This window comes from Hymenobacter jeollabukensis (genome assembly GCF_005771675.1).
GTDB classification, from domain to species: domain Bacteria; phylum Bacteroidota; class Bacteroidia; order Cytophagales; family Hymenobacteraceae; genus Solirubrum; species Solirubrum jeollabukense.
On record NZ_VAJM01000008.1, the window covers coordinates 49075 to 69954 of the forward strand.

Sequence of the window (20880 nt, forward strand, 5' to 3'; positions counted from 1 at the left end):
CAGAGGGCGTAGTATGCTCAGGCTGGTGTTAGTAAATGGTACTTTGGTAGTTGGAGTCAGATCAATCTGCTCTGGCCGGCTCGTGGTCGGGGAAAAGCGCCGATTGGTCGATTGCGGCCCTTGTTCCGCCCGCGCCAATGCGCCGGCTTGCCTGCGAACCAGCGTCGAAGGGCCCGGGCTGCGCCTGCCTTGGGGCGGTTCCGGCCGCCGCTGCCGACCTTTGCCCCAATGCATACCCTCGAACAGCTCCGCGCCGGGCAGCTAGCCGGTGCCACCCGCCTCGACCTCGCCGCCGGCCTCACGGAATTTCCGCGCGAAATATTTGACCTCGCCGACACGCTGGAAGTTCTCAACCTCAGCGGCAACCGCCTGCGCACGCTGCCCGCCGATCTGCACCGCCTGCACCGGCTGCGCATCCTGTTCTGCTCCGACAACCTGTTCGAGGAAGTGCCCGCCTCGGTCGGCCAGTGCCCCGCGCTGAGCATGGTGGGCTTCAGGACCAACCAGATTCGCACCCTGCCCGCCGCCGCGCTGCCGCCCCAGCTGCGCTGGCTGATTTTGTCCAACAACCGGCTGCAGGCCCTGCCGCCCGAAATCGGGCGCTGCACGCGGCTGCAGAAGCTGATGCTGGCCGGCAACGAGCTGCGCGAACTGCCCGCCGAGCTGGCCCAGTGCCACCACCTGGAGCTGCTGCGCCTGGCCGCCAACCGCCTCGACCACCTGCCGGCCTGGCTGCTGCGCATGCCGCGCCTGAGCTGGCTGGGCTACGCCGGCAACCCTTTCGCCGACCGCAGCGAAGCCGCCGTGCTGGCCCGCCACCCTACCCGCCAGATTCCCTGGCCCGAGCTGACGCTGGAGCAAAAGCTGGGCGAGGGCGCCTCGGGCGTGATTTCCCGGGCCGTGTGGCAGCCGGCCGGGGCGGAGCCGCAGACCGTGGCCGTGAAGCTGTTCAAGGGCGCCATCACCAGCGACGGGCTGCCCCGCAGCGAAATGGACGCCTACATCAGCGCCGGCCGCCACGCCAGCCTGATCGGGGTGGAAGGGCAGATAACCGGGCACCCGGCCGGCACCGAGGGGCTGGTGCTGACGCTCATCAGCCCGCGCTACGGCAACCTGGCCGGGCCGCCCAGCTTCGCCACCTGCTCCCGCGACGTGTACGAGGCCGCTACGCGCTTCACCCTGCCCGCCGCCTTGCGCATCGCCACGGGCATTGCCGGGGCCGCCGCGCACCTGCACGCGCAGGGCATCACCCACGGCGACCTGTACGGCCACAACATCCTGGTGGAGCCCGGCGGCCACGCCCTGCTCGGCGACTTTGGCGCGGCCAGCTTTTTCGAGCCCGACGACGCGGCCACGGCCCAGGGCCTGCAGGCCTTGGAAGTGCGGGCCTTCGGCTGCCTGCTGGAAGAGCTGCTGGAGCGCTGCGACGTCGCTTCGGCCGCCGAGCAGGCCGCCCTGGCGCCGCTGTGGGCGCTGCAGCGCCAGTGCGGGCAGCCCGAAGTGGCGGCCCGCCCCACGTTTGCCGCTATCGAACGGGCACTGGCTGCTGCCGAGCCGGTTGCTTCCCTCGAATAGGGGGGAATAATCAACAGGAACGTCAGGCTGCGGCGGCCTCGGCAGGACGTGTCGTTTGCTTGCTGACGACGCATCCCGGGGTTGGTTCGTAAAACCAGGTCGAAACCACTGTATTCCGCTATGCTGCGCTGGGTCGACGTCCTCAAATACGCCAGATACAGCAACCCCGAGCCGCCCCGGCGCCTGGTGCTGACTGAAGCAGAGTGGGCCGCGCAGCTCACGCCCGCCCAGCTGGCGGTGCTGCGCCAGCGCGGCACCGAGCCGCCCTACCGCAATACCTACTGCCGCACGTACGAGCCCGGCCGCTACGTGTGCGCCGGCTGCGGCTCGGTGCTGTTCGAGGCGGCTACGAAGTACCACGCCATTTCAGGCTGGCCGAGCTTCACGCAGCCCGCGGCCAAAAACGCCCTCAGCTACCACTTCGACGACGGCCACAACATGCAGCGGGTGGAGGTGCGCTGCAACGTGTGCGCAGGCCACCTCGGCCACGTCTTCCCCGACGGCCCCGCCCCGGCCGGGCTGCGCTACTGCATCAACTCGGTGAGCTTGCACCGGCTAAGCCCCGACGACCCAGTGGAGAGCCACTAAGGCCGGTTTTGATACAGGAGCGGGGCTTACGGAGCGTGATGATGAGGCGCTTACCAGGCGCGGGCGGCTACTTCGCGCGCCGTTGCGTACTTCGAGGGATTCATCCGCTGCTTTTCCCTTGTCACCCATGACCAAACCGCCCGTGCCGCCCCGGAATTCTACCCCTGCTCAAGGCTTCGTGCAAGTGCGCGGCGCCCGGGAGCACAACCTCAAGGACGTCGACGTGGACATTCCGCGCGACGCGCTGGTGGTGTTTACCGGCGTGTCGGGCTCGGGCAAGTCCTCCCTGGCGTTCGGTACGCTCTACGCCGAGGCCCAGCGCCGCTACCTGGAATCGGTGTCGCCCTACGCGCGGCGGCTGTTCCACCAGATGTCGGTGCCCGCCGTGGATAGCATCGACGGGCTGCCGCCGGCCGTGGCCCTGCAGCAGCAGCGCGGCACGCCCACCACCCGCTCGTCGGTGGGCTCGGTCACGACGCTGTCGAACCTGCTGCGCATGCTCTATTCCCGCGCCGGCGACTACCCCGCCGGGCAGGGCATTATCTACGCCGAAGCGTTTTCCCCGAACACCCCCGAGGGCGCCTGCCCCCAGTGCCACGGCCTCGGGCGCATCTACGAAGTCACCGAGCAAAGCATGGTGCCCGACCCCACGCTCACCATCCGCGAGCGGGCCATTGCCGCCTGGCCCCAGGCCTGGGGCGGGCAGAATCAGCGCGACATCCTCGTCACGCTGGGCTACGACGTGGACGTGCCGTGGAAAGACCTGCCGCAGCAGCAGCGCGACTGGATTCTGTTCACCGACGAGCAGCCGGTGGTGCCGGTGTACCCCGGTTACACGCCCGCCGAAACCCGGCGCGCCCTCCAGCGCAAGGAGCCGCCCAACTACATGGGCACCTTCACCGGGGTGCGGCGCCACGTGCTCCACACCTTCGCCACCACCCAGAGCCCGCTGATGAAAAAGCGCGCCCTGCAGTACATGCTCAGCACCGCGTGCCCCACCTGCCACGGCAAGCGCCTGCGCCCGGAAAGCCTCTCAGTCACCTTCGCCGGCCTCGACATTGCCGACATGGCCCGCCTGCCGCTCAAGCGCGTGGCCGAGCTGCTGCGGCCCTACGCCGAAGGCACCGCCAAGGGCCGCAAAAAGCACGACGCCGAGCACCCCGAGCAGGCCGAAGTGGCCCGCCGCATTGCCGGCGACCTGACGGCCCGCCTGCGCGTGCTCCTCGACCTGGGCCTGGGCTACCTGCAGCTGGAGCGCAGCACGCCCACGTTGTCACCAGGAGAGTTGCAGCGCCTGCGCCTGGCCACCCAGCTCTACTCCAACCTATTCGGCGTGGTCTATGTGCTCGACGAGCCCTCCGCCGGCCTGCACCCCAGCGACACCGAGGCCCTGCTCGCGGCCCTGCACAGCCTGAAAGCCGCCGGTAACACCCTCTTCGTGGTGGAGCACAACCTCGACGTGGTGCGCCAGGCCGATTGGCTGGTCGACGTGGGCCCTGCCGCCGGCGAAAAGGGCGGCGAAATCCTCTACAGCGGCCCCGTGGCTGGCCTGGCCGAAATCGACGCCTCCCAGACGCGCCGTTACCTGTTCCGGGAAGAAGCCGCCGACGCTGCGGAAGCCGCGCCCCGCCCGCCCGCCGGCTGGCTGCGGCTCGAAGGCGTGCGCCGCAACAACCTCGACGGGCTCAGCGTGCAGTTTCCGCTGGGCGTGCTGACGACGGTGACGGGCGTGTCGGGCTCGGGCAAGTCCTCGCTGGTTTCGCAGGTGCTGGTGGAGCTGGTAGCCGAAGCGCTGGGCGTGAAAGGCGACGATGAAGGCGCCGCGGACGCGGCCGACGAAGACCCGCTGCAGTCGGCCGCCGCGCCGGCCCTGGAAGGCCGCATCGTCGACGGCCTGCAGACGATTCGCCGGCTGGTACGGGTGGATCAGAAGCCCATCGGGCGTACCCCGCGCTCCAACATGGCTACCTATACCGGCCTGTTCGACCACGTGCGCAAGCTGTTCGCGGCCACGCCCGAGGCCCGCAAGCGCCGCTATGACGCGGGCCGCTTCAGCTTCAACGTGGCCAAGGGCCGCTGCGAGAACTGCCAGGGTGAGGGCTTCGTGATGGTGGAGCTGCTGTTTCTGCCCTCGGTGTACGCGCCCTGCCCGGTGTGCCACGGAGCGCGCTACAACGCCAAAACCCTGGAAATCCAGTACCACGGCCGCAACATTGCCGAAGTGCTCGGCCTGACCGTGGACGACGCCCACGCGTTTTTCGCCGCGGAGCCCACCGTGCAGCGGCCCCTGGGGGTGCTGCGCGAAGTCGGGCTGGGCTACCTGCGCCTGGGCCAGCCCGCCACCGAGCTGTCGGGCGGCGAAGCCCAGCGCATCAAGCTGGCCACCGAGCTGCAGAAGGCCCAGCGCGGCGACACGCTCTACGTGCTCGATGAGCCCACCACCGGCCTGCACCCCGCCGACGTGGAGCGCCTGCTCACCCAGCTCAACCGCCTCGTCGACGCGGGCAACACGGTGGTGCTGGTGGAGCACGACATGCGCGTGGCGGCCGCCTCCGACTGGCTGATTGACATGGGCCCCGGTGCCGGCGACGAAGGCGGACAGGTGGTGGCCGAGGGCCCACCGGCCGCGGTGGCGAAGTCGAAACACAGCCGCACGGCGCCCTACCTGGCGCGGTTCCGACAGGGCCAGAACAGCTCTGCGCCCTCTGCGTAACCCTCCGCGCCCTCTGCGGGCTAAAACCGGCCCTGCACCGTAAAACCCCGTTCTTTGCGCCCCGAACTCAACATCCATATGCCCGCTGACTCCCCAACGCTGCGCACTGTCGACGTGACGCGCTACGTGACGCCGCTGCGCGAAGGCGGCTCGCTGCCCGCCCTAGTCGAAGCCGACGACGGCTTTCTGTACGTCGTTAAGTTCCGGGGCGCCGGCCAGGGCCCCAAGGCGCTGATTGCCGAGCTGATCGTGGGCGAGCTGGCCCGCGTGCTGGGCCTGCGCGTGCCCGAGCTGGTATTCGTGAACCTGCACGAAGCCTTCGGCCGCACCGAGCCCGACGAAGAAATCCAGGACCTGCTGCGCGCCAGCGAGGGGCTGAACCTGGCCCTGCACTACCTCAGCGGGGCCATCACCTTCGATCCGCTGGTCACCGCCGTCGACGCCCGGCTGGCCTCCCAAGTGGTGTGGCTCGATGCGCTGACCCTGAACGTGGACCGCACCGCCCGCAACACCAACATGCTGATCTGGCACAAGGAACTGTGGCTGATCGACCACGGCGCGGCCCTCTACGCCCACCACACCGGCCCGGGTTGGGCCGCGAAGCCGCGCCCGTTCCCGCAGATCAAGGACCACGTGCTGCTGCCCCGTGCCACCGAGCTGCCGCAGGTCGATGCCGAGCTGCGCCCGCTGCTCACGCCGGCCGTCATCGAGGGCATCGTGGCGCTGGTGCCCGAGGCCTGGCTGCTGGAGCCCGACCAGAGCCCGGCCGAGCAGCGCGCCGCCTACGTGCAGTTCCTCACGGCCCGCGTGGCCGCCTCCGACACCTTCACCCAGGAAGCCGACCATGCCCGACAAGCACTTGTTTGAGTACGCCGTGCTGCGCGTGGTGCCGCGCGTGGAGCGGGAGGAGTTCCTCAACGTGGGCGTGGTGCTCTACTGCCGCGACCAGGGCTTTCTGCAGTGCCGCTACCACCTGCCCGAAGCCCGCCTGCGCGCCCTCTGCGGCGACAAGCTGGACCTGGGCGAGCTGATGGCCCGCCTACACGCCTTCGATAAAATCTGCCGTGGGCGCAAGGAGGGTGGCCCCATCGGGCAGCTGGGCCTGGCCGAGCGGTTTCGCTGGCTCACGGCCACGCGCAGCACCATCGTGCAAACCTCCGCCGTGCACCCCGGCCTCTGCCACGACGCGGCCGAAACGCTGAACCGCCTGCACGCGCAGCTGGTAGAATAGGCTCCTGCCGCCCGCCTTCCTCGCCTGCGGAACCGGGCGGCAGGCCTGTTGCCATTCGATGCCGCCCGGGCTCAGCGCAGCCCCAGCAGGCTGGTGGCCGGCGGCAGCTGCGCGGGCAGGGCCTGCACAATGCCGGTGGCGGCCGTGTCGCGGCCCGTTGCGTCGTGGTAGATCAGCTGGTACTCCGTGGGGGCACCCGGCGGCAGCGGCGTCCGGTCGATAAAGGGGCTGCTGGCATTGTGGGCAATGCACTCCCAGGGGCCATTCCGGTCGCGGCGGTACACGTACGCGTAATGGCCCGGCAGCTGGGCGAAATCGAGGCGGCGGCCGGCGGGCACCATGTGCAGCCGTAGCGAAGCACTTAGGGTAGACGAAGGCATACAGCGGGGGAGTAGAAGGGGAGAAGGGAGCAAAGTCGGAGCGCGGCCGAGGGGCGCCGGTCGAGTGGCCAGAATCGGCCGAATCGGTGCCGCGCCCGGGCTCAGGCTTCGTCGGCGGAGGGGAAATACTGCTCCGTATCGAGCAGCGAGGTGGCAATGGCCCAGGAAATGTGGGTGGGACCCACCAGCGCCCGGGTATCGGGGTAGGCGTCGAAGTACTGCTCGGTGATGAAGGCGGCGGTCTGCTCGGTGCCCATCGAGGCCCACAGCAGCCGGGGCATTTCCAGGTTCCAGCGGTGCGAGCCGGTATCGGTGCGGCAGCGGATGCGCACGCGGACCATGGCCGAGAGCGGGGCGGCGCTGGCCTGAATGGTGTAGGAGATGGGGGCGCTCATGACGAAACGACGGCGGGGAGCAGTGAAGGATGCAGCAGCCGCAAACGGCTAAGAGTCTGGTCCGGGAGCCAGCTGGTGGTGATGCGCGGCCAGGCCCGAAGCAATGCGCCGCCGCACCGCGCACAGCCCCAGGTGCCGCACCGATTCGGGGCAGTGGCTGCGGTAGAGGCGGGTGACGAAGCCGGCCGCCGCCCGCGTGCCCAGCGACTCCCACAGCAGGTAGGGCAGCTCCACTTCGTACACATCGGTACCGGTGCGGGTGTGCGTCACCAGGATCAGGGCCACCGCGGCGCCGCTGGCTTCGGCGTACACGCGCAGAATGCGCCAGGAGTTGGCCGGGTGCATAGGGCAGGGCATGAAAGGGGAGAGGTTGCAGTCAAAGATGCCCAAAATGCCGGCCAAACGGGCCCGTACAAAATGGGATTTTGCGGCGACTAATACGGAGTAGTCGATTGGCCCGGGCTATGCGCCTGAGAAGCAGCGCCTAAGTGCTCCAATCGCACCGGCTACGCCACCGGCGCGTGGAAGGTAAGCACCGGCGCGGCGGCCTGCACGGCCACGCTCTCGGCAATGCTGCCCTGCAGCCAGTGGCGCAGGCCGGTGCGGCCGTGGGTAAGCATCACCACCAGGTCGGCGTGGGCCTGCTCGGCGTAGCGCGGAATGCCCGCGCTGACCTCGGGCGCGTCGAACACGTCGGGCTCGTAGGCGGCCAGCTGGTGGCGCTGCGCGAAGGCGTGAATGCGGGCAATGGCGGCGGGGTATTCGGTGGCACTGGTTACCACGTCGAGTAGGTGCAGGGTGGCTTCGGGGAAGGCGGCGCACACCTGGCGCAGGCTAGCCACGGCTAGGTCGGCTTCGGGCTGGAAGTCGGAGGCAAAGACGATGTGGTGCACCTCGAACTCGGGGGCCGGGTGTTTCACCGTCAGCACCGGGCAGGGGGCCAGGCGCACCAGCCGCTCGGCGTGCGAATCGGGCGCGAACAGCAGGTGCGAGCCGGGCTTGTGCTCGTGGGCGCCCACCACCACCAGGTCGATGCGCTGGGTGCGGATGGTATCGAGCACCGCCGCGTCGACGTCGCCGGTGGCCACGATGTCCTGCACCGGCACGGTGGCGTGGGTGCGGGCGGCCTCGGCCATCAGCGCGTGCATGTGGCGCTTGGTATTCTGCAGCAGCTGCACCATAAATACGCCGTCGAGGCCCGAGCCGCCGCCGGCCGGGCCGGTGGATACCACGCCCGCGGCGCCGGGCGTATCCACCACGTGCAGCAGCGTGACGTGGCCGCCGGTGCGGCGGGCCAGCTGCAGGGCCACCTCGAAGGCGTGGTGCGCTTCGGGGGAGAAATCTGTGGGAACGAGTAGGTTTTGCATGGCTAGGACCGTTGGGGGGAAGGGGAATTTTATCCGGGCCGCGGCAAGAACATTAGGATGATAATATACTTACTTTTTGTATTTGTCCAATACCATTCGGAAAGTAAATGCGCCCGGCCCAGCCCACCAGCCCCTGCCGCGCCGCTGAAAGCGGTGGGCCGGGGCTGCGCGGGGTGCCCATTGAAAGCCGCTGGCGCCGAAATACTTCGCTAAACTGCTATACTTAACGTCGAACCTACTCTGCCAACCCCCATGACCCCCTCGTCTCACCCCGCCCCCGAGCCGCTGAGCAGCGGCCTGCTCAGCGAGGACCTCGCGCCGGTGCCCGCCGCGGCCCGCACCTGGACCACCGCCAACTACGCCGCGCTCTGGATCAGCATGAGCCTCTGCATTCCGACGTACATGCTAGCCAGCTCGCTCATCGAGGGGGGCATGAACTGGTGGCAGGCGCTGCTCACCATCTTCCTGGGCAACACGGTGGTGCTGGTGCCCATGCTGCTCAACGGCCACGCCGGGGCGCGCTACGGCATTCCGTTCCCGGTGTTTGCGCGGGCCTCGTTCGGGGTGCGGGGGGCCAACGTGCCGGCCCTGCTGCGCGCCGTCATTGCCTGCGGCTGGTTCGGCATTCAGACGTGGATCGGCGGCTTTGCCCTCTACCAGATGGCCGTGCTCTGGTGGCCCGCGCTGGGTACCCTGCCGGCGGTGTTTCCGGCCTCCTGGGGCCTGGCGACGGGGCCGGCGCTGGTGTTTCTGCTGTTCTGGGCGCTGAACATGTACGTGGTCTACCTCGGCGTCGACAGCATCAAGAAGCTGCTGGTGTTCAAGGCCTTTTTCCTGCCGGTGGCGGCGGTGGCGCTGCTGTGGTGGGCCATTTCGGCCGGGCACGGCCTGGGCCCGATTCTGGCCCGGCCCAGCAAATTCGCTACCTCGGCCGAGTTCTGGGCCTTCTTCTTTCCGGCCCTGACGGGCATGGTCGGCTTCTGGGCTACCCTGTCCCTGAACATTCCCGACTTCACCCGCTATGCCTTGTCGCAGCGGGCGCAGGTGCTGGGGCAGGCGCTGGGGCTGCCCACGTCCATGACCTTGTTTTCCTTCGTGGGCGTGGTCGTCACCTCGGCCACCTTCGTCATCTACGGGCAAACCATCTGGGACCCGGTGGTGCTGGCCGGCAAGTTCGAGAGCAAGCTGCTGGTATCGGTGGCCATGCTGGCGGTGGCCCTGAGCACCCTGGCCACCAACATTGCCGCCAACATCGTGAGCCCGGCCAACGACTTTGCCAACCTCAGCCCGCAGCGCATCAGCTTCACCACCGGCGGCTACATCACCGGCGTCATCGGCCTGCTCATCTTTCCCTGGAAGCTCATTGCCGACCCCTCGGGCTACATCTTCACCTGGCTGGTGGGCTACTCGGCGCTGCTCGGCCCCATCGGCGGCATCATGATTGCCGACTACTACCTGCTGCGCCGCCGCCACCTCGACGTGCCCGACCTCTACCGCTACGACGGCCGCTACGCCTACCGCAACGGCATCAACTGGCAGGCCATGCTGGCGCTGATTATCGGCATTCTGCCCAACGTGCCGGGCTTTCTGCAGGCCGTGGGCGCGCTGCCCGCCGGCGCCGTGTGGCCCTGGCTGGCCGACGTGTACCACTACGCCTGGTTCGTGGGCTTCTTCCTCTCCGGCGGCCTCTACGTAGCCCTGATGCGCCCACGCCTGGAGCCGGTGCCGGTGGCCGTGGCGGGGTAGTCCAATCAGGTCAGCCGTAGCCCGTTAGCAAACACCAAAAAAAGGCCCCGGAGCACGCGCTCCGGGGCCTTTCAACTTATTGACCAGGGGAGGCGGAGCCGGCTACTAGCTCCACTCCGTTTAGTCGATTACCAGGCGCTTGACGAGCACGCCCGCTTCGGTGGTCAGGCGCAGGGAGTACACTCCGCGCGGCAGTTGCGTCACGTCGAAAGCTACCTTGCTGGCGCCAGTAGCAGCCGGCAGGGTGCGCTGCTGCACCTGCTGGCCGATGCTGTTGAGCAGGGTCACCGTCACGGCTTTGCGCGTGAGCTGGGCCGGCACTTCCAGCCAGAAGCCGCGCTGGGCCGGGTTGGGGTACAGCTGCACCTGCTGGGCCAGAGCGGCGTTCTGCGTGGCCGTTACCAGCGTCGTGAACGTGGCAGCCGTCGAAGCCGCCGAGGTGGCACCGCCGGGGCAGTTGCTGGTCACCGACACGGTGTACTGGCTGTTGGGCGTCAGCCCCGACAGCGCGGCCGGCGAGGTGGTTACCACCGTCGTTTGGGCCGAACCCCCGGCGCGCGTGTAAGTCACCTTGTAGTTGCTGGCCGTGGCGTTGGGCGTGAAGGTCACGCTGGCCCCGGTCGACGTGATGCCGCTCACCGCTACGCCGGTCGGTACCGGGCAGGTGGGGGTGGCGGTGGTGAAGGTGACGCACACCTGCGCCCCGGCCGTCGTGCCGCAGCTCGGCGTTACGCACGCCGAATAAGCCGTGCCCGGAAGCAGGCCCGTGAACGTGGCCGGGGAAGCCGTAGCCTGCACGGTAATGGGCGTGCCGCCGGCGGCGGGCGTGACCGAAACGGTGTAGGTCGTATTGCCCGCGCCCGCCACGAAGCTAACCGTGGCGCCGGAGGTGGTCGTGTTGCTCACCGTCAGCCCCGTTACGGGCGGACAGGCGGCGGTGGCCAGCGTAGTGAACGTGGTCGTCACGGCCGAGGAGCTGGCGCCGTTGCTGCAGTTGCTGACAACCGACACGCTGTACTGCGTGGCAGGCGTCAGCCCGGTCAGGCTCACCGGCGAGCTGCCGGGAGCCGGCGTTACCGTCGTGGCCGAGCCGCCCTGCGGGGTGTACGTCACCGTGTAAGTGGCGCCCGCCGTGCCGCCGAAAATCAACGACGCGGTGGTGGTCGAGATGCCCGTGGCCGTGAGGCCCGTAACAGCGGCGCAGGTCGGCAGAGCGGCGGTGGTGAAGGTGGTGGTAGCCGCCGTCGAGGTCTGCCCGCCGCCGCAGTTGCTGATAACCGATACCGAGTACGCGGTATTCGGCGTGAGGCCCGTCAGGTTCACCGGCGAGGCCGTGGGGGCCGGCGTGACGGTGGTAGCCGAGCCACCGGCCGGCGTGTACGTCACCGTGTAGCTGGTGCCCGCGCTGGCCGGCGTGAAGGTCAGCGAAGCCGAGGTCGTGGTTACGTTCGTGGCCGTCAGACTGGTCACCGCGTTGCAGGGCGCCAGCGTGGTGAAGGTCGTGGTGGCCGCCGTCGAGCTAAGCCCGTTGGCGCAGTTGCTGGTCACCGATACGGTGTACTGCGTGTTCGGCGTGAGGCCCGAGAGGGCCACCGGCGAAGCCGTCGGGGCCGGGGTCACCGTGGTAGCCGAGCCGCCCTGCGGCGTGTACGTTACCGTGTAGCTGGCGCCCGCGCCCACAAACGTCAGGCTGGCCGACGTGGTGGTGATGCTGCCGGCCGTGAGGCCCGTCACCGGGTTGCAGGGCGTGAGCGTGGTGAAGGTGGTGGTAGCCGCCGCGCTCTGGCCGGCGCCGCAGTTGCTCACGATGCTCACCGTGTAGAGCGTGCCCGGGGTCAGGCCCGTCAGGTTCACCGGTCCGCCCGTGGGGTTGGGCGTCACCGTCGTCGGCGAGCCGCCCTGCGGGGTGTAGGTTACCGTGTAAGTCGAGCCGTTGCCCACGCCGAAGCTCACCGTGGCCGCGGTCGTGGTGATGGCGCTGACGCTCAGGCCGGTCGGGGCAATGCAGCTGGTCGTGTTGAACGTGGTCGTGGCCGCCGTCGAGGTTTCGCCGGGCTGGCAGTTACTCACCACCGATACCGTGTAGGTGGTGCCGGGCAGCAGGCCCGTCAGCGCCACCGGCGAAGCCGTCGGCGCGGGCGTGACGGTGGTAGCCGTGCCACCCTGCGGGGTATAGGTCACGGTGTAGCTGGTGCCGGCGGTGGGGGGCGTGAAGGTCACCGAAGCCGAGGTTGTGGTGATGCTGCCCACGGCCAGGTTGGTCACGGCCGGGCAGGCCGGGTCGGTGGCGGCGCACACGGTGAACTGGCCGCCGTTGGTGCTGCCCACCTGCCACACGCGGGCGTATACGGTGCTGCCGGGAGTGAGGCCCGTGGCGCGCACCTGCGAGAAGTTGCTGGAACCGAAGTTGTCGTTGCAGCCCAGCGAGGTCAGGGCCGCGCAGGTGCCCGAGTATAGCTGCAGGCCGGTGTCAGTCACCGCGCTGCCGCTCACCGCGCCGGTCGTCACCTGCACGATGCCGTTGGCGGGCACGGTCAGGCTAAACCACACGTCGTTGACGGTGCCCGTGGTGCAGCTCGGCGCCCCGATGGGCGCCGCCGAAGCCGTGGCGCCCACGTTGGTAGCCGTGACGGGCGTGCAGGTGGTGCCCACGGTCAGCGCCGTAGGGGCCGAGCAGTTGTCGTTGGCCGGGGGCGGCGGGGCAGTGGTGAAGGTCAGGGCCAGCGGCAGGCCCGAGCCGCCCGTGCAGGTGGCCTGAATGGTGACGGTGTAGGTGGTGTTGGCCGTCAGGCCGGTCAGCTGGGCCGGCGAGGCCGTGGGGCTGGGCGTGAGCACGGCCAGCGAGCCGCCGGTGGGCGTGTAGGTAACGGTGTAGCTGGTGGCGCCCGAGGGAGGCGTAAACGTCAGCGCGGCCGAGGTGGCGGTGATGTTGTTCACGCTCAGGTTGCTCACCGTGCCGCAGGGCGCCTCGGTCTGGGCGCACACGGTGAAGTCGGTGCCGGCCGTGGCGCCGAACTTCCACACCCGCACGTACACGGTGCTGCCCGGCGTGAGGCCGGTGCGCCGCAGCAGCGAGAAGCTGCCGTTGGGCGAGCTGTCGTCGTCGCAGCCCAGCAGCGTGAGGCTGCCGCAGCTGCCCGAGTACAGGGCCAGGCCGGTATCATTCACGCTGTTGGTGGCGCCGGGGCCGGTTTCCACCTGCAGGGCGCCGTTGGCGGGCACCGTCAGGCTGAACCACACGTCCAGCGTGGTGGCTTGGAAGCCGGCGCAGCCCGGAGCCGGAGCCCCCGTCGACGAGGTAGCCGCCGTGATGGTGCCGGGCACCGCGGCCCCGCAGGTGCCGATGCCGATGCTGGTGATGGGCGTGGCGCCGAGGCACTCATCGTTGGCCGGGGCGCCGCCGCTGGCCGTGTAGGTGCGCGTGAGCACCGAGCCCGTGCCCGAGGGGCACACGCTCTGCAGCGTCACCGTGTAGGTGGTGCCGGTGGTCAGGCCCGTCAGCGCTACCGGCGAGGTGGTCGGGGCGGGCGTCACCGTCGTGGTGGCGCCGCCGCCCACGGGCGTGTACGCTACGATGTAGCTGGTGGCGTTGCCGCTGGGTGTAAACGAGAGGCTGGCCGTGGTGGCGTTGACGCCGCTGATGGCGAGGTTGGTGGGGTCGGGGCAGGCCGGGGCGCCGGTCACGCAGATGGTGAAGTTGCCGCGCGGGCTGGTGTCGCTGTAGCCGGCCACCATCACGTAGTAGGTGGTGCTGGGCGTGAGCGAGGTGTAGCTCAGCGGTGCCGCCGGGCCCGTAGCCACCTGCGAGCAGGCCAGCTGCGTGAGCGAGCCGCTGCACGAAGTGGCCGAAAACAGGCGTACCTGCCCGGCCGGTGGGCCCGTCACGGTGATGCTGGCACTGGTGCTGGCCCCGCCGGTGGCCGGGGTGGTGAACTGGTACCACACGTCCATGGGGCTGGCGTCGGCGGCGCAGCCGGGGTTGGTGTAGCCGTTGGGCGTGGTGGTGCTGGCCCCGAACGTGGTGCCCGTCGTCGGCGAGCAGGTCGAGCCTATGGGTAGGTTGATGGCGCCGCAGGGGTCGTCGTTGAGCAGCGGCACCGTGAAGCTGAAGAAGGGCGACTGCAGCGTGGTGCCGCCGCAATCCGTCCGGACCGACACGAAATAGGTGGTGCCCGGCGTCAGGCCCGTAAACAGCACCGGCGAGGTGGCGTTGTTCACGGTTTGCTGGCCGCCGGCCCCGCCCTGCAGCACGGCCGTGAAGGTGGTGTTGCCCGGGCCAGGCGTAAACGACACCGAGGCCGAGGTGCCCGTCGGGTACGTCACGCCGAGCACGGCCGGGGCGCCGCAGGTGGGCGGATCGGTGATGCAGATGGTGAACTGGCCCTGGGTGTCGGTGGAAGTGTAGCCCGCCACCTGGAGGTAGTAGGTGGTGCCTGGCTGCAGCGCCCCGGTCACCAGGCGCGGCGCGGCCGTGTTGGCCGCATTCGACGACGAGCAGGTCACTTGGGTGAAGGTGCTCGTGCACGAGGAGGCCGAAAACAGGCGGATCAGGCCGGCGGGGTTACCCGTCACGGTGATGGTGGCGCCGGCGCTGGCCGCGCCCGTGGTGGCGGTGGTAAACTTGTACCACACGTCCTTGGGCGCGGTGTTGTTGAACGCGCCGCAGGTGTTGGCCACCGTCCCGTTGACGGTGGTGGTGGTGGCCGCCACGTTAGTGCCCACGGTGGGCGTCACGCACAGGCTGCCGTTGAGGCTGAGCTGCACCGCGCCGCAGGGGTCGTCGTTGGCCGGGGCCTGCGCCTGGGCTGTAAAGCTCAGCAGCGAGGCAAACAGCACGGCGGGCAGCCAGGCTGCCGAGGGGCCGAAGCGCCTACAAAGGGTGAGCAGCCGCTGCGTCAGCCGCTGGGTAAGGGGTAATGCTGGGGGCATAAGAGAGGGAAAAAGTGGATGGAAGGGAACGGGGAGCGTTCAGGCCAGGTCTCTGAGCCAAGGTCTTGGCACTCTGTCGACAATGTAAAGATTTAATTGTCGTATTCAAGTATTCAGATTCCGGCCCGACCCCCGGCCCCGCAAACTCGTCCATAGCCCCGGTCCGGCGTGGCCTTGCAAAGCGGCCAGAGCCCTGCAAGAGAGCTTCAGCGGCGTGGTAAGGCTGTTATTATCGGGTGATTTCCGGGCAACCCCGCCGTCGTCGGCCCGTTGGTCCCAGCTCGCCCGAGCTGACGGCCCAGGCCATGGCGCTCAAAGCCTTTGAGCACGCCCGCTGCATCGTTATGACCCCGTCCCCGCCGACGTGCGCAGCATCCACGGCCCGGCCGACAAAACCGCCGATTACCTGCGCCTCCTGGGCCTTGATGGAGCCGGCTGCGTGGTGTGCGGACTCCGGCGCCTGCTGACCACATACTGCCCACTGGCCGCCTGTTCCAGCGGTTCTCCCGCCTGGAATCCCACGAGCATGTGCTGCTGAACCTACTGCCCGTGCACGTCTTCACCTACGCGCCCGGTGCCGAGGTGCCCAGCGCCTGAATAAGTCCTGGCTGAGGTGCTGTCCGGCCAGAAGCTGGCGGCGGTCAGCTAATTATTTTCATAGTTTGGCTAAGATTTTTTTGTGTATTAGCGGAATAAGTATATTTAGCCTCGCATCCCACTCTTTTTTCTAGTATGGAGCCAATTTTTACTCCTAAATCCATGGCGCGCACGCCGTTGCTGCGCGCCCTGCAACGCGCCTTCGGCCTGGCCGTTGCCGCCAACGAGCCCGGCGCGCCCTCGGCCGAAACCCTGGCCGACATGGCCACCGGCCAAAGCCGCCGCGACTTTCTGGCCAACACCGCCAGAATGGGGCTGCTGGTAGGCGCCGGCGGATTGCTGGCCGCCTGCGAAGCCGACGTGGTGGAGCCGGCCGCGCCGGCCGCCAGCCGAGGTAGCTTCGACGGCAAGAGCAGCCAGCCCCGCATTGCGGTGGTAGGAGCCGGCATGGCCGGGCTGAACTGCGCCTATCAGCTGCGGAAAGCCGGCCTGCGCGCCGAGGTGTACGAGGCCAGCAACCGCGCCGGCGGGCGCATCTTCACTGCCCGCGACCTGATGGCCCCCGGCCTCACCACTGAGCTGGGCGGCGAGTTTATCGACAGCGGGCACGTGGACATGCTCGGGCTGGTGCGCGAGTTCGGCCTGCCGCTCTACGACGTGGAGGCGGCCAGCGAAACGGTGCTGCGCAAGGACGCTTACTTCTTCGGCGGGCAGCAGTACACGGTGGCCCAGGTTATCCAGGCCTTCCAGCCCTACGCCCGCCAGATCGACGCCGACGGCCGCTCCCTGCCTAACACCATCACCTTCGACAACCTCACCGCCGCCGCGGCCCGCTTCGACCAGCTCTCCATCAGCCAGTACTTCGATTCCATCGGCATGGGGCCGGGGCTGATTCGTACGCTGCTGGAAGTGGCCTACGTGACCGAGTACGGGCTGGAAGTCAACGAGCAGACGGCCATCAACTTCCTCTGGCTGTTTTCGGCCGACACCCACAAGGGCACCTTCGACATCTTCGGCATCAGCGACGAGCGGTACAAGATTCAGGGCGGCAACCAGCGCCTCACCGACGCGCTGGCCCAGCAGCTCAGCGGGCAAATCAGCCTGCAGCACAAGCTGCTGCGCGTGGCCCAGAACGCCGCCGGCCAGTACGTGCTCACGTTCCAGACCAGCGCCGCCCGCCCCGTGGAGGTGGTGGCCGACTACGCGGTGCTGACCCTGCCCTTCACCGTGCTGCGGCAGGTGGATTTGCAGCTGAGCCTGCCCGCCTGGAAAACCAACGCCATTCAGCAGCTGGGCTACGGCACCAACGCCAAGCTGTTCCTGGGTTTCAACAGCCGCCCCTGGCGCACCGATGGCTACACCGGCTACATCTTCTCCGACCGGCCCGTGCAGAGCGGCTGGGACTCGGGGCAGCTGCAGCCCACCACCCAATCGGCCTACACCGTGTACCTGGGCGGGCAGGAAGGCCAGCGCGTGGGCACGGGCTCGGCTCAGAGCCAGGTGAGCCGCTACCTGCCAGTGATTGAAGCCGCCTGGCCCAGCGCCCGCGGGCAGTACAACGGCCGGGTGGAGCGCATGCACTGGCCCACGCACCCACTGACTTTGGCCAGCTACGCCTGCTACCGTCCGGGCCAGTACACCAACATTGCCGGGGCCGAAGGCCGCCCGGTGGGCAAGCTGTACTTCGCCGGGGAGCATTGCAGCGCCTGGTTCCAGGGCTACATGAACGGCGCCGCCGAAACCGGCCGCTTGGCTGCCGAAGGCATTCAGAAGGCGCTGGTGGGCAACCAAACGGCCCTGCACCGGCGCCGGCGCCAGCGCGAAGCCGCCCTGGCTTAGCCCGCCGAATCACGAAGCCGCCCGGCCCTTCCGTCTGGAAAGGCCGGGCGGCTGGTTTACGGGCTGTTCTTCGCCGGCGCTGTCGGTGCGGGTCGTCAGTCCCAGTTGCCGAGCCGGCGGCGCACGAGGATGATCTGGCCGGTGTGGTAGGCGTTGTGGTCGGCAATGAGCAGGGCCTCGCGCAGCAGGGTCTGGCCGGTGCCGTGGGGCAAGGGCGCCAGCAGGTCGCGGCCGGGGTCCTGGAGCAGGGCCAGAAACTGCGCCCGGTCGTCCTTGATTTGCCGCAGCGTGGCCTGCCAGCGGGCGGCGTCGGCGGGCTCGTCCTGGGCGGGCCAGTAGCCCGCTGGCCATTCCGGCGACCGGTGCCGGGCGTCGCGGCTGAACTCCAGGATGTCCCACTGCGCGAGGCGCACGTGCTCGGCCAGCTCCCAGAGCGAGTAGGGTAGCCCGTCGGGGCGCTGGTTGAGCAGCGCGGCCGGCACGTCGGCCGTAGCCGCTTCGAAGGTGACGTGGGCCTGGCCCTGCTCCAGCAGCGCGGTTAGTTCCTTGACGAGTTGTTCGCGGGTGTGTTTGTCCATACTAAAAAAGGGGCCGGCTGAGTCCGGTGTGGTGCATAACTACGCAGCCCCAAAATCCGCGTTTGTTGCGCCGCGAAATCGGTACTAATAGCGTCACACGCGGCTGGCAAGCGGCGTTTAAGAACCCGAGGCCGGTCGTCATTTTGCGGCAACTCGGTCGGTTTCAGGTGTGGGACCGGCCGTGACGACGGGCCTCGCTTCTAACGCCCCCGCGGCAGCCGGCCGCGGGGGCGTTTTGCGTTTGAGCCACGAAGAAAACCACCGCACCCGGGTTACAACGAATCAGGCCCGAGCAGCGGAAACAACGCTTCCACCGCTCGGGCCTGAACGATTGATCGGGCCTCTGCTAATGCGTCACCACGAGGCGCTGCACGCCTACGGCCTTGCCGGCCTGCACGCGCAGAAAGTACACGCCGTCGGCCCAGGTGCTGGTGTCGAGGGTGTGGGCAGCGCCGGACAGATCGAGGGTGCGCAGGCGGCGGCCCTGCGCGTCGTACACCTGCACCTGCACGGGGCCGGCAGGGGCGTTGCGCAGGGACAACTGCACCTGCTGGGCGGCGGGGTTGGGGTACAGCTCCAGGGCCAAGCCAGCTTTAGCGGCCTTGGCGGCGGTGGCCGTCGAGGTCAGGCGCAGCAGCCAGGTTTGGTTGGCGCCCAGCGCGGGCAGGCTCACGGCCCAGCTGCTGAAGCCGCCCTGCGCGTCCAGCGTCACGGTGCCGGCCGTCTGGCCCGAGTAGAGCTCCGTCACCTGGTAGGTGCCGGCCGGCAAGGTGGAAAGCGGCATCGAGAGAGTAGTGCCGCTGGCGGCGCTGCTGCCCAGGTTGCTCACCATCAGCACGGCTTCCTGGTTGAACACGCGGGCGTAGCTCAGCAGCGTGGCGGGCGTGGGCGTGGTCACGGCCAGGTAGTAGCCCTTGCGCAGGGCCGCCTGGGCGGTGCGCAGCCCGATGAGCTTTTTGTAGTGGTTGAGCAGCGAGGCCGGGTCGGCCTGCTCGGTGGCCACGTTGTACTGGGCGTAGTTCGAGTTCAGGGCGCGCCAGGGCGAGCCGCTGGTGAAGCCCGCGTTGCTGCCGGCCGTCCACTGCATGGGCTTGCGCTTGTCCTCGTCGACGCCCGTGCCGAGCATGCCGACTTCCTCGCCGTAGTACAGGAAGGGCACGCCCGGCATGGTCAGGTACAGCGCGGCGGCCTGCTTCATGCGGGCCATATCATTGCCCAGGGTGCCGAAGATGCGGTTCTGGTCGTGGTTGCTGAGGAAGGTGCCGTACTGCAGGCGTGGGTAGGCGGCATCCACGGTGGCCAGCTGGGTGCGCAGGGCCGCAGCGTTGCCCGCGCTGAGGCTGCTCACGATGGCCGCCGACAGATCGAACTCAAAGCAGGCGTCGAGGCGCTGATTCACCACGTAGGGCACCACCTGCGGGGTGCTCGACCAGGCCTCGCCGATGGTGAAGGCCTGCGGGTTCACGGCCCGCACCGAGTCGTGGAATTGCTCCAGCACGCTGAAGGTTTCGGGCGTGTTTTCGATGGTGCTGCCGTTTTCCACCAGGTACTTCACCGCGTCCAGGCGGTAGCCGTCGACGCCCTTGGCCAGCCAGAAGCGCGACACGTCCCACATGGCCGCCTTCAGGCCGGGGCTGCGCCAGTTCAGGTCGGGCATGCCGCTGTAGAAGTAGCCGTAGTAGTAGCTGCCGTTGCGCAGATACCAGCCGGCGCCGGGGTTGGTGGCCGACCAGCGGTACCAGTCGCGGTAGGGGCTGGTGGCCGAGCTGGCCGCCTGCGTAAACCAGGGGTGCTGGTCGGAGGAGTGGTTGAGCACCAGGTCGATGATGACCTTGATGCCGCGCTGGTGGGCGGCGGCCATGAAGGCCTCGAACTCGGCCATGGTGCCGTAGTCCGATTCGGTGGCCTTGTAGTTGCTCACGTCGTAGCCGTGGTAGCTCGGCGACTCCATCATGGGCATCAGCCACAGGGCCGTCACGCCCAGGTCCGAGGTCGTGTTGGGGTTGCCGTCGTTGAGGTAGTCCAGCTTCTGGGTCAGGCCGGCGAAGTCGCCCTTACCGTCCCCGTTCGAGTCGTAGAAGCTGCGCACGAACACCTCGTAGAACACCGCGTCGTTCCACCAGTGCGTGGTGTAGGTGTCGAGGCCGGGGCCGCAGTTCTGGCAGGTACCGTAGCACACCGCCGGCACGGTATTGACGGCGCTGGTGGCGTTGAGCACCCGGGCCAGGGAGCCGGTGCCGCGGCCGTCGTCGAGGCCGCAGGTGGCGGGCACGGTTTCGGCGGCGCCGGGGGTGCTGCCGTTCACGAAGCGGTAGAGGAAGCGGCCGGCGGCCGGCAAGGCCACCTGCGCCTCGTAGATTTCGTCGCCGTTGTTGTCAGTCAGGGCAATGGCCGTGGGGTCCCAGTTGGTGGCGTAGCCGGCCAGGGTCTGGAAGTTGCCCATCACGTGCACGCCGGCCCGGGTTACCGTTTGCCCGCGCATGTTCACCTGGAAGGTCACCAGCGTGGGGCAGCCGCCGAAGGGCACCGCCGTCAGGCGCAGGGCGGTGCTGCCCAGCGTGGCTTGGCGGTTCACGTTGCCGCCGCCGTCGGCCACGCCGCAGCTGGCGGGCGGCAGCTCGGCCCCGCCCCAGGCGTTGCCGTTCACAAACTTGTAGAGGTACTGGCCCGCCGGCACGTCCACCGTCACTTCGTAGATGTGGTCGTTGTCGGGGTCGGTGAGCAGGGTGGTGGCCGGGTTCCAGTCGCCCCCGAAACCGGCGGCGGCCTGGAAGTTGCCGGCCACGTGCACGCCGCTGCTGGCCACCGTCTGCTGGCTCATGTCGACGCGGAAGGTGAGCGGCACGGCGTGCGCCGCGAGGCTGCCAAGAAGCAGGCAAGCTGCCAGGTACAGGTGTTTCATGGGCGGGTCGATGCGGGTAGAATCATAAAGATACGACGCA

15 protein-coding genes are annotated in these 20880 nt (G+C 68.7%); 8 read left to right on the plus strand and 7 right to left on the minus strand.

Annotation, left to right across the window (positions count from 1 at the left end; all coding sequences use genetic code 11):
- Positions 1-228: 228 nt before the first annotated feature.
- From FDY95_RS15605 to FDY95_RS15625, 5 genes are all read left to right on the plus strand, one after another.
- A complete protein-coding gene (locus tag FDY95_RS15605; RefSeq protein ID WP_138079119.1) occupies positions 229-1575 on the plus strand; it encodes a leucine-rich repeat domain-containing protein in 1347 nt (448 codons plus the stop codon).
- A gap of 120 nt (positions 1576-1695) precedes the next feature.
- Positions 1696-2163, plus strand: coding sequence for a peptide-methionine (R)-S-oxide reductase MsrB (gene msrB, locus FDY95_RS15610; protein ID WP_138079121.1), 468 nt, complete (start codon positions 1696-1698; stop codon positions 2161-2163).
- 127 nt (positions 2164-2290) lie between these two features.
- Complete coding sequence (gene uvrA / locus FDY95_RS15615) at positions 2291-4876, plus strand: excinuclease ABC subunit UvrA (protein WP_138079123.1); 2586 nt, start codon at positions 2291-2293, stop codon at positions 4874-4876.
- 78 nt (positions 4877-4954) lie between these two features.
- Complete coding sequence (locus FDY95_RS15620) at positions 4955-5743, plus strand: HipA family kinase (protein ID WP_138079125.1); 789 nt, start codon at positions 4955-4957, stop codon at positions 5741-5743.
- Complete coding sequence (locus FDY95_RS15625) at positions 5721-6107, plus strand: DUF3037 domain-containing protein (RefSeq protein WP_138079127.1); 387 nt, start codon at positions 5721-5723, stop codon at positions 6105-6107. The genes FDY95_RS15620 and FDY95_RS15625 overlap by 23 nt, the downstream gene beginning before the upstream one ends.
- A 71-nt stretch (positions 6108-6178) precedes the next feature.
- On the opposite strand, the gene FDY95_RS15630 is transcribed toward FDY95_RS15625, so the two are convergent.
- The 4 genes from FDY95_RS15630 to FDY95_RS15645 all read right to left on the minus strand — a co-directional run bounded on the left by FDY95_RS15630 (position 6179) and on the right by FDY95_RS15645 (position 8249).
- Complete coding sequence (locus FDY95_RS15630) at positions 6179-6487, minus strand: hypothetical protein (RefSeq protein WP_138079129.1); 309 nt, start codon at positions 6485-6487, stop codon at positions 6179-6181.
- A gap of 101 nt (positions 6488-6588) precedes the next feature.
- The gene (locus FDY95_RS15635; protein ID WP_138079131.1) at positions 6589-6882 is read right to left on the minus strand and encodes a hypothetical protein; all 294 of its coding nucleotides are present in this window, start codon (positions 6880-6882) and stop codon (positions 6589-6591) included.
- Between the two features lie 48 nt (positions 6883-6930).
- Entirely contained in the window at positions 6931-7239 is a 309-nt protein-coding gene (locus FDY95_RS15640) for a hypothetical protein (protein WP_138079133.1), read from the minus strand.
- 149 nt (positions 7240-7388) lie between these two features.
- Entirely contained in the window at positions 7389-8249 is an 861-nt protein-coding gene (locus tag FDY95_RS15645; RefSeq protein ID WP_138079135.1) for a universal stress protein, read from the minus strand.
- Between the two features lie 252 nt (positions 8250-8501).
- Here FDY95_RS15645 and FDY95_RS15650 point away from each other — a divergent pair, with 252 nt between their 5' ends.
- Complete coding sequence (locus FDY95_RS15650; RefSeq protein ID WP_138079137.1) at positions 8502-9995, plus strand: NCS1 family nucleobase:cation symporter-1; 1494 nt, start codon at positions 8502-8504, stop codon at positions 9993-9995.
- Positions 9996-10115: 120 nt separating this feature from the next.
- On the opposite strand, the gene FDY95_RS15655 is transcribed toward FDY95_RS15650, so the two are convergent.
- The gene (locus FDY95_RS15655) at positions 10116-14924 is read right to left on the minus strand and encodes a fibronectin type III domain-containing protein (RefSeq protein ID WP_138079139.1); all 4809 of its coding nucleotides are present in this window, start codon (positions 14922-14924) and stop codon (positions 10116-10118) included.
- 444 nt (positions 14925-15368) lie between these two features.
- On the opposite strand from FDY95_RS15655, the gene FDY95_RS26365 reads away from it, so the two are divergent.
- Positions 15369-15521, plus strand: a complete 153-nt coding sequence (locus FDY95_RS26365) for a hypothetical protein (protein WP_171025707.1) — start codon at positions 15369-15371, stop codon at positions 15519-15521.
- Between the two features lie 135 nt (positions 15522-15656).
- Positions 15657-17360 carry a flavin monoamine oxidase family protein gene (locus FDY95_RS15660; RefSeq protein ID WP_246074051.1) on the plus strand — a complete coding sequence of 568 codons (1704 nt, stop codon included), beginning with the start codon at positions 15657-15659 and terminating at the stop codon, positions 17358-17360.
- Positions 17361-17455: 95 nt separating this feature from the next.
- Here the strand turns inward: FDY95_RS15660 and FDY95_RS15665 are convergent, their stop codons facing one another.
- Both FDY95_RS15665 and FDY95_RS15670 read right to left on the minus strand, forming a co-directional pair.
- Complete coding sequence (locus FDY95_RS15665; protein ID WP_138079141.1) at positions 17456-17938, minus strand: DinB family protein; 483 nt, start codon at positions 17936-17938, stop codon at positions 17456-17458.
- 346 nt (positions 17939-18284) lie between these two features.
- On the minus strand, positions 18285-20840 hold the full coding sequence (locus tag FDY95_RS15670) for an alpha-amylase family glycosyl hydrolase (protein ID WP_138079143.1): 2556 nt from the start codon (positions 20838-20840) through the stop codon (positions 18285-18287).
- Positions 20841-20880: the final 40 nt, after the last annotated feature.

Coding starts and splice junctions, on each gene's coding strand:
- FDY95_RS15605 (WP_138079119.1), top strand. CDS start 229: ATGCATACCCTCGAACAGCTCCGCGCCGGGCAGCTAGCCGGTGCCACC.
- msrB (WP_138079121.1), top strand. CDS start 1,696: ATGCTGCGCTGGGTCGACGTCCTCAAATACGCCAGATACAGCAACCCC.
- uvrA (WP_138079123.1), top strand. CDS start 2,291: ATGACCAAACCGCCCGTGCCGCCCCGGAATTCTACCCCTGCTCAAGGC.
- FDY95_RS15620 (WP_138079125.1), top strand. CDS start 4,955: ATGCCCGCTGACTCCCCAACGCTGCGCACTGTCGACGTGACGCGCTAC.
- FDY95_RS15625 (WP_138079127.1), top strand. CDS start 5,721: ATGCCCGACAAGCACTTGTTTGAGTACGCCGTGCTGCGCGTGGTGCCG.
- FDY95_RS15630 (WP_138079129.1), bottom strand. CDS start 6,487: ATGCCTTCGTCTACCCTAAGTGCTTCGCTACGGCTGCACATGGTGCCC.
- FDY95_RS15635 (WP_138079131.1), bottom strand. CDS start 6,882: ATGAGCGCCCCCATCTCCTACACCATTCAGGCCAGCGCCGCCCCGCTC.
- FDY95_RS15640 (WP_138079133.1), bottom strand. CDS start 7,239: ATGCCCTGCCCTATGCACCCGGCCAACTCCTGGCGCATTCTGCGCGTG.
- FDY95_RS15645 (WP_138079135.1), bottom strand. CDS start 8,249: ATGCAAAACCTACTCGTTCCCACAGATTTCTCCCCCGAAGCGCACCAC.
- FDY95_RS15650 (WP_138079137.1), top strand. CDS start 8,502: ATGACCCCCTCGTCTCACCCCGCCCCCGAGCCGCTGAGCAGCGGCCTG.
- FDY95_RS15655 (WP_138079139.1), bottom strand. CDS start 14,924: ATGCCCCCAGCATTACCCCTTACCCAGCGGCTGACGCAGCGGCTGCTC.
- FDY95_RS15660 (WP_246074051.1), top strand. CDS start 15,657: ATGGAGCCAATTTTTACTCCTAAATCCATGGCGCGCACGCCGTTGCTG.
- FDY95_RS15665 (WP_138079141.1), bottom strand. CDS start 17,938: ATGGACAAACACACCCGCGAACAACTCGTCAAGGAACTAACCGCGCTG.
- FDY95_RS15670 (WP_138079143.1), bottom strand. CDS start 20,840: ATGAAACACCTGTACCTGGCAGCTTGCCTGCTTCTTGGCAGCCTCGCG.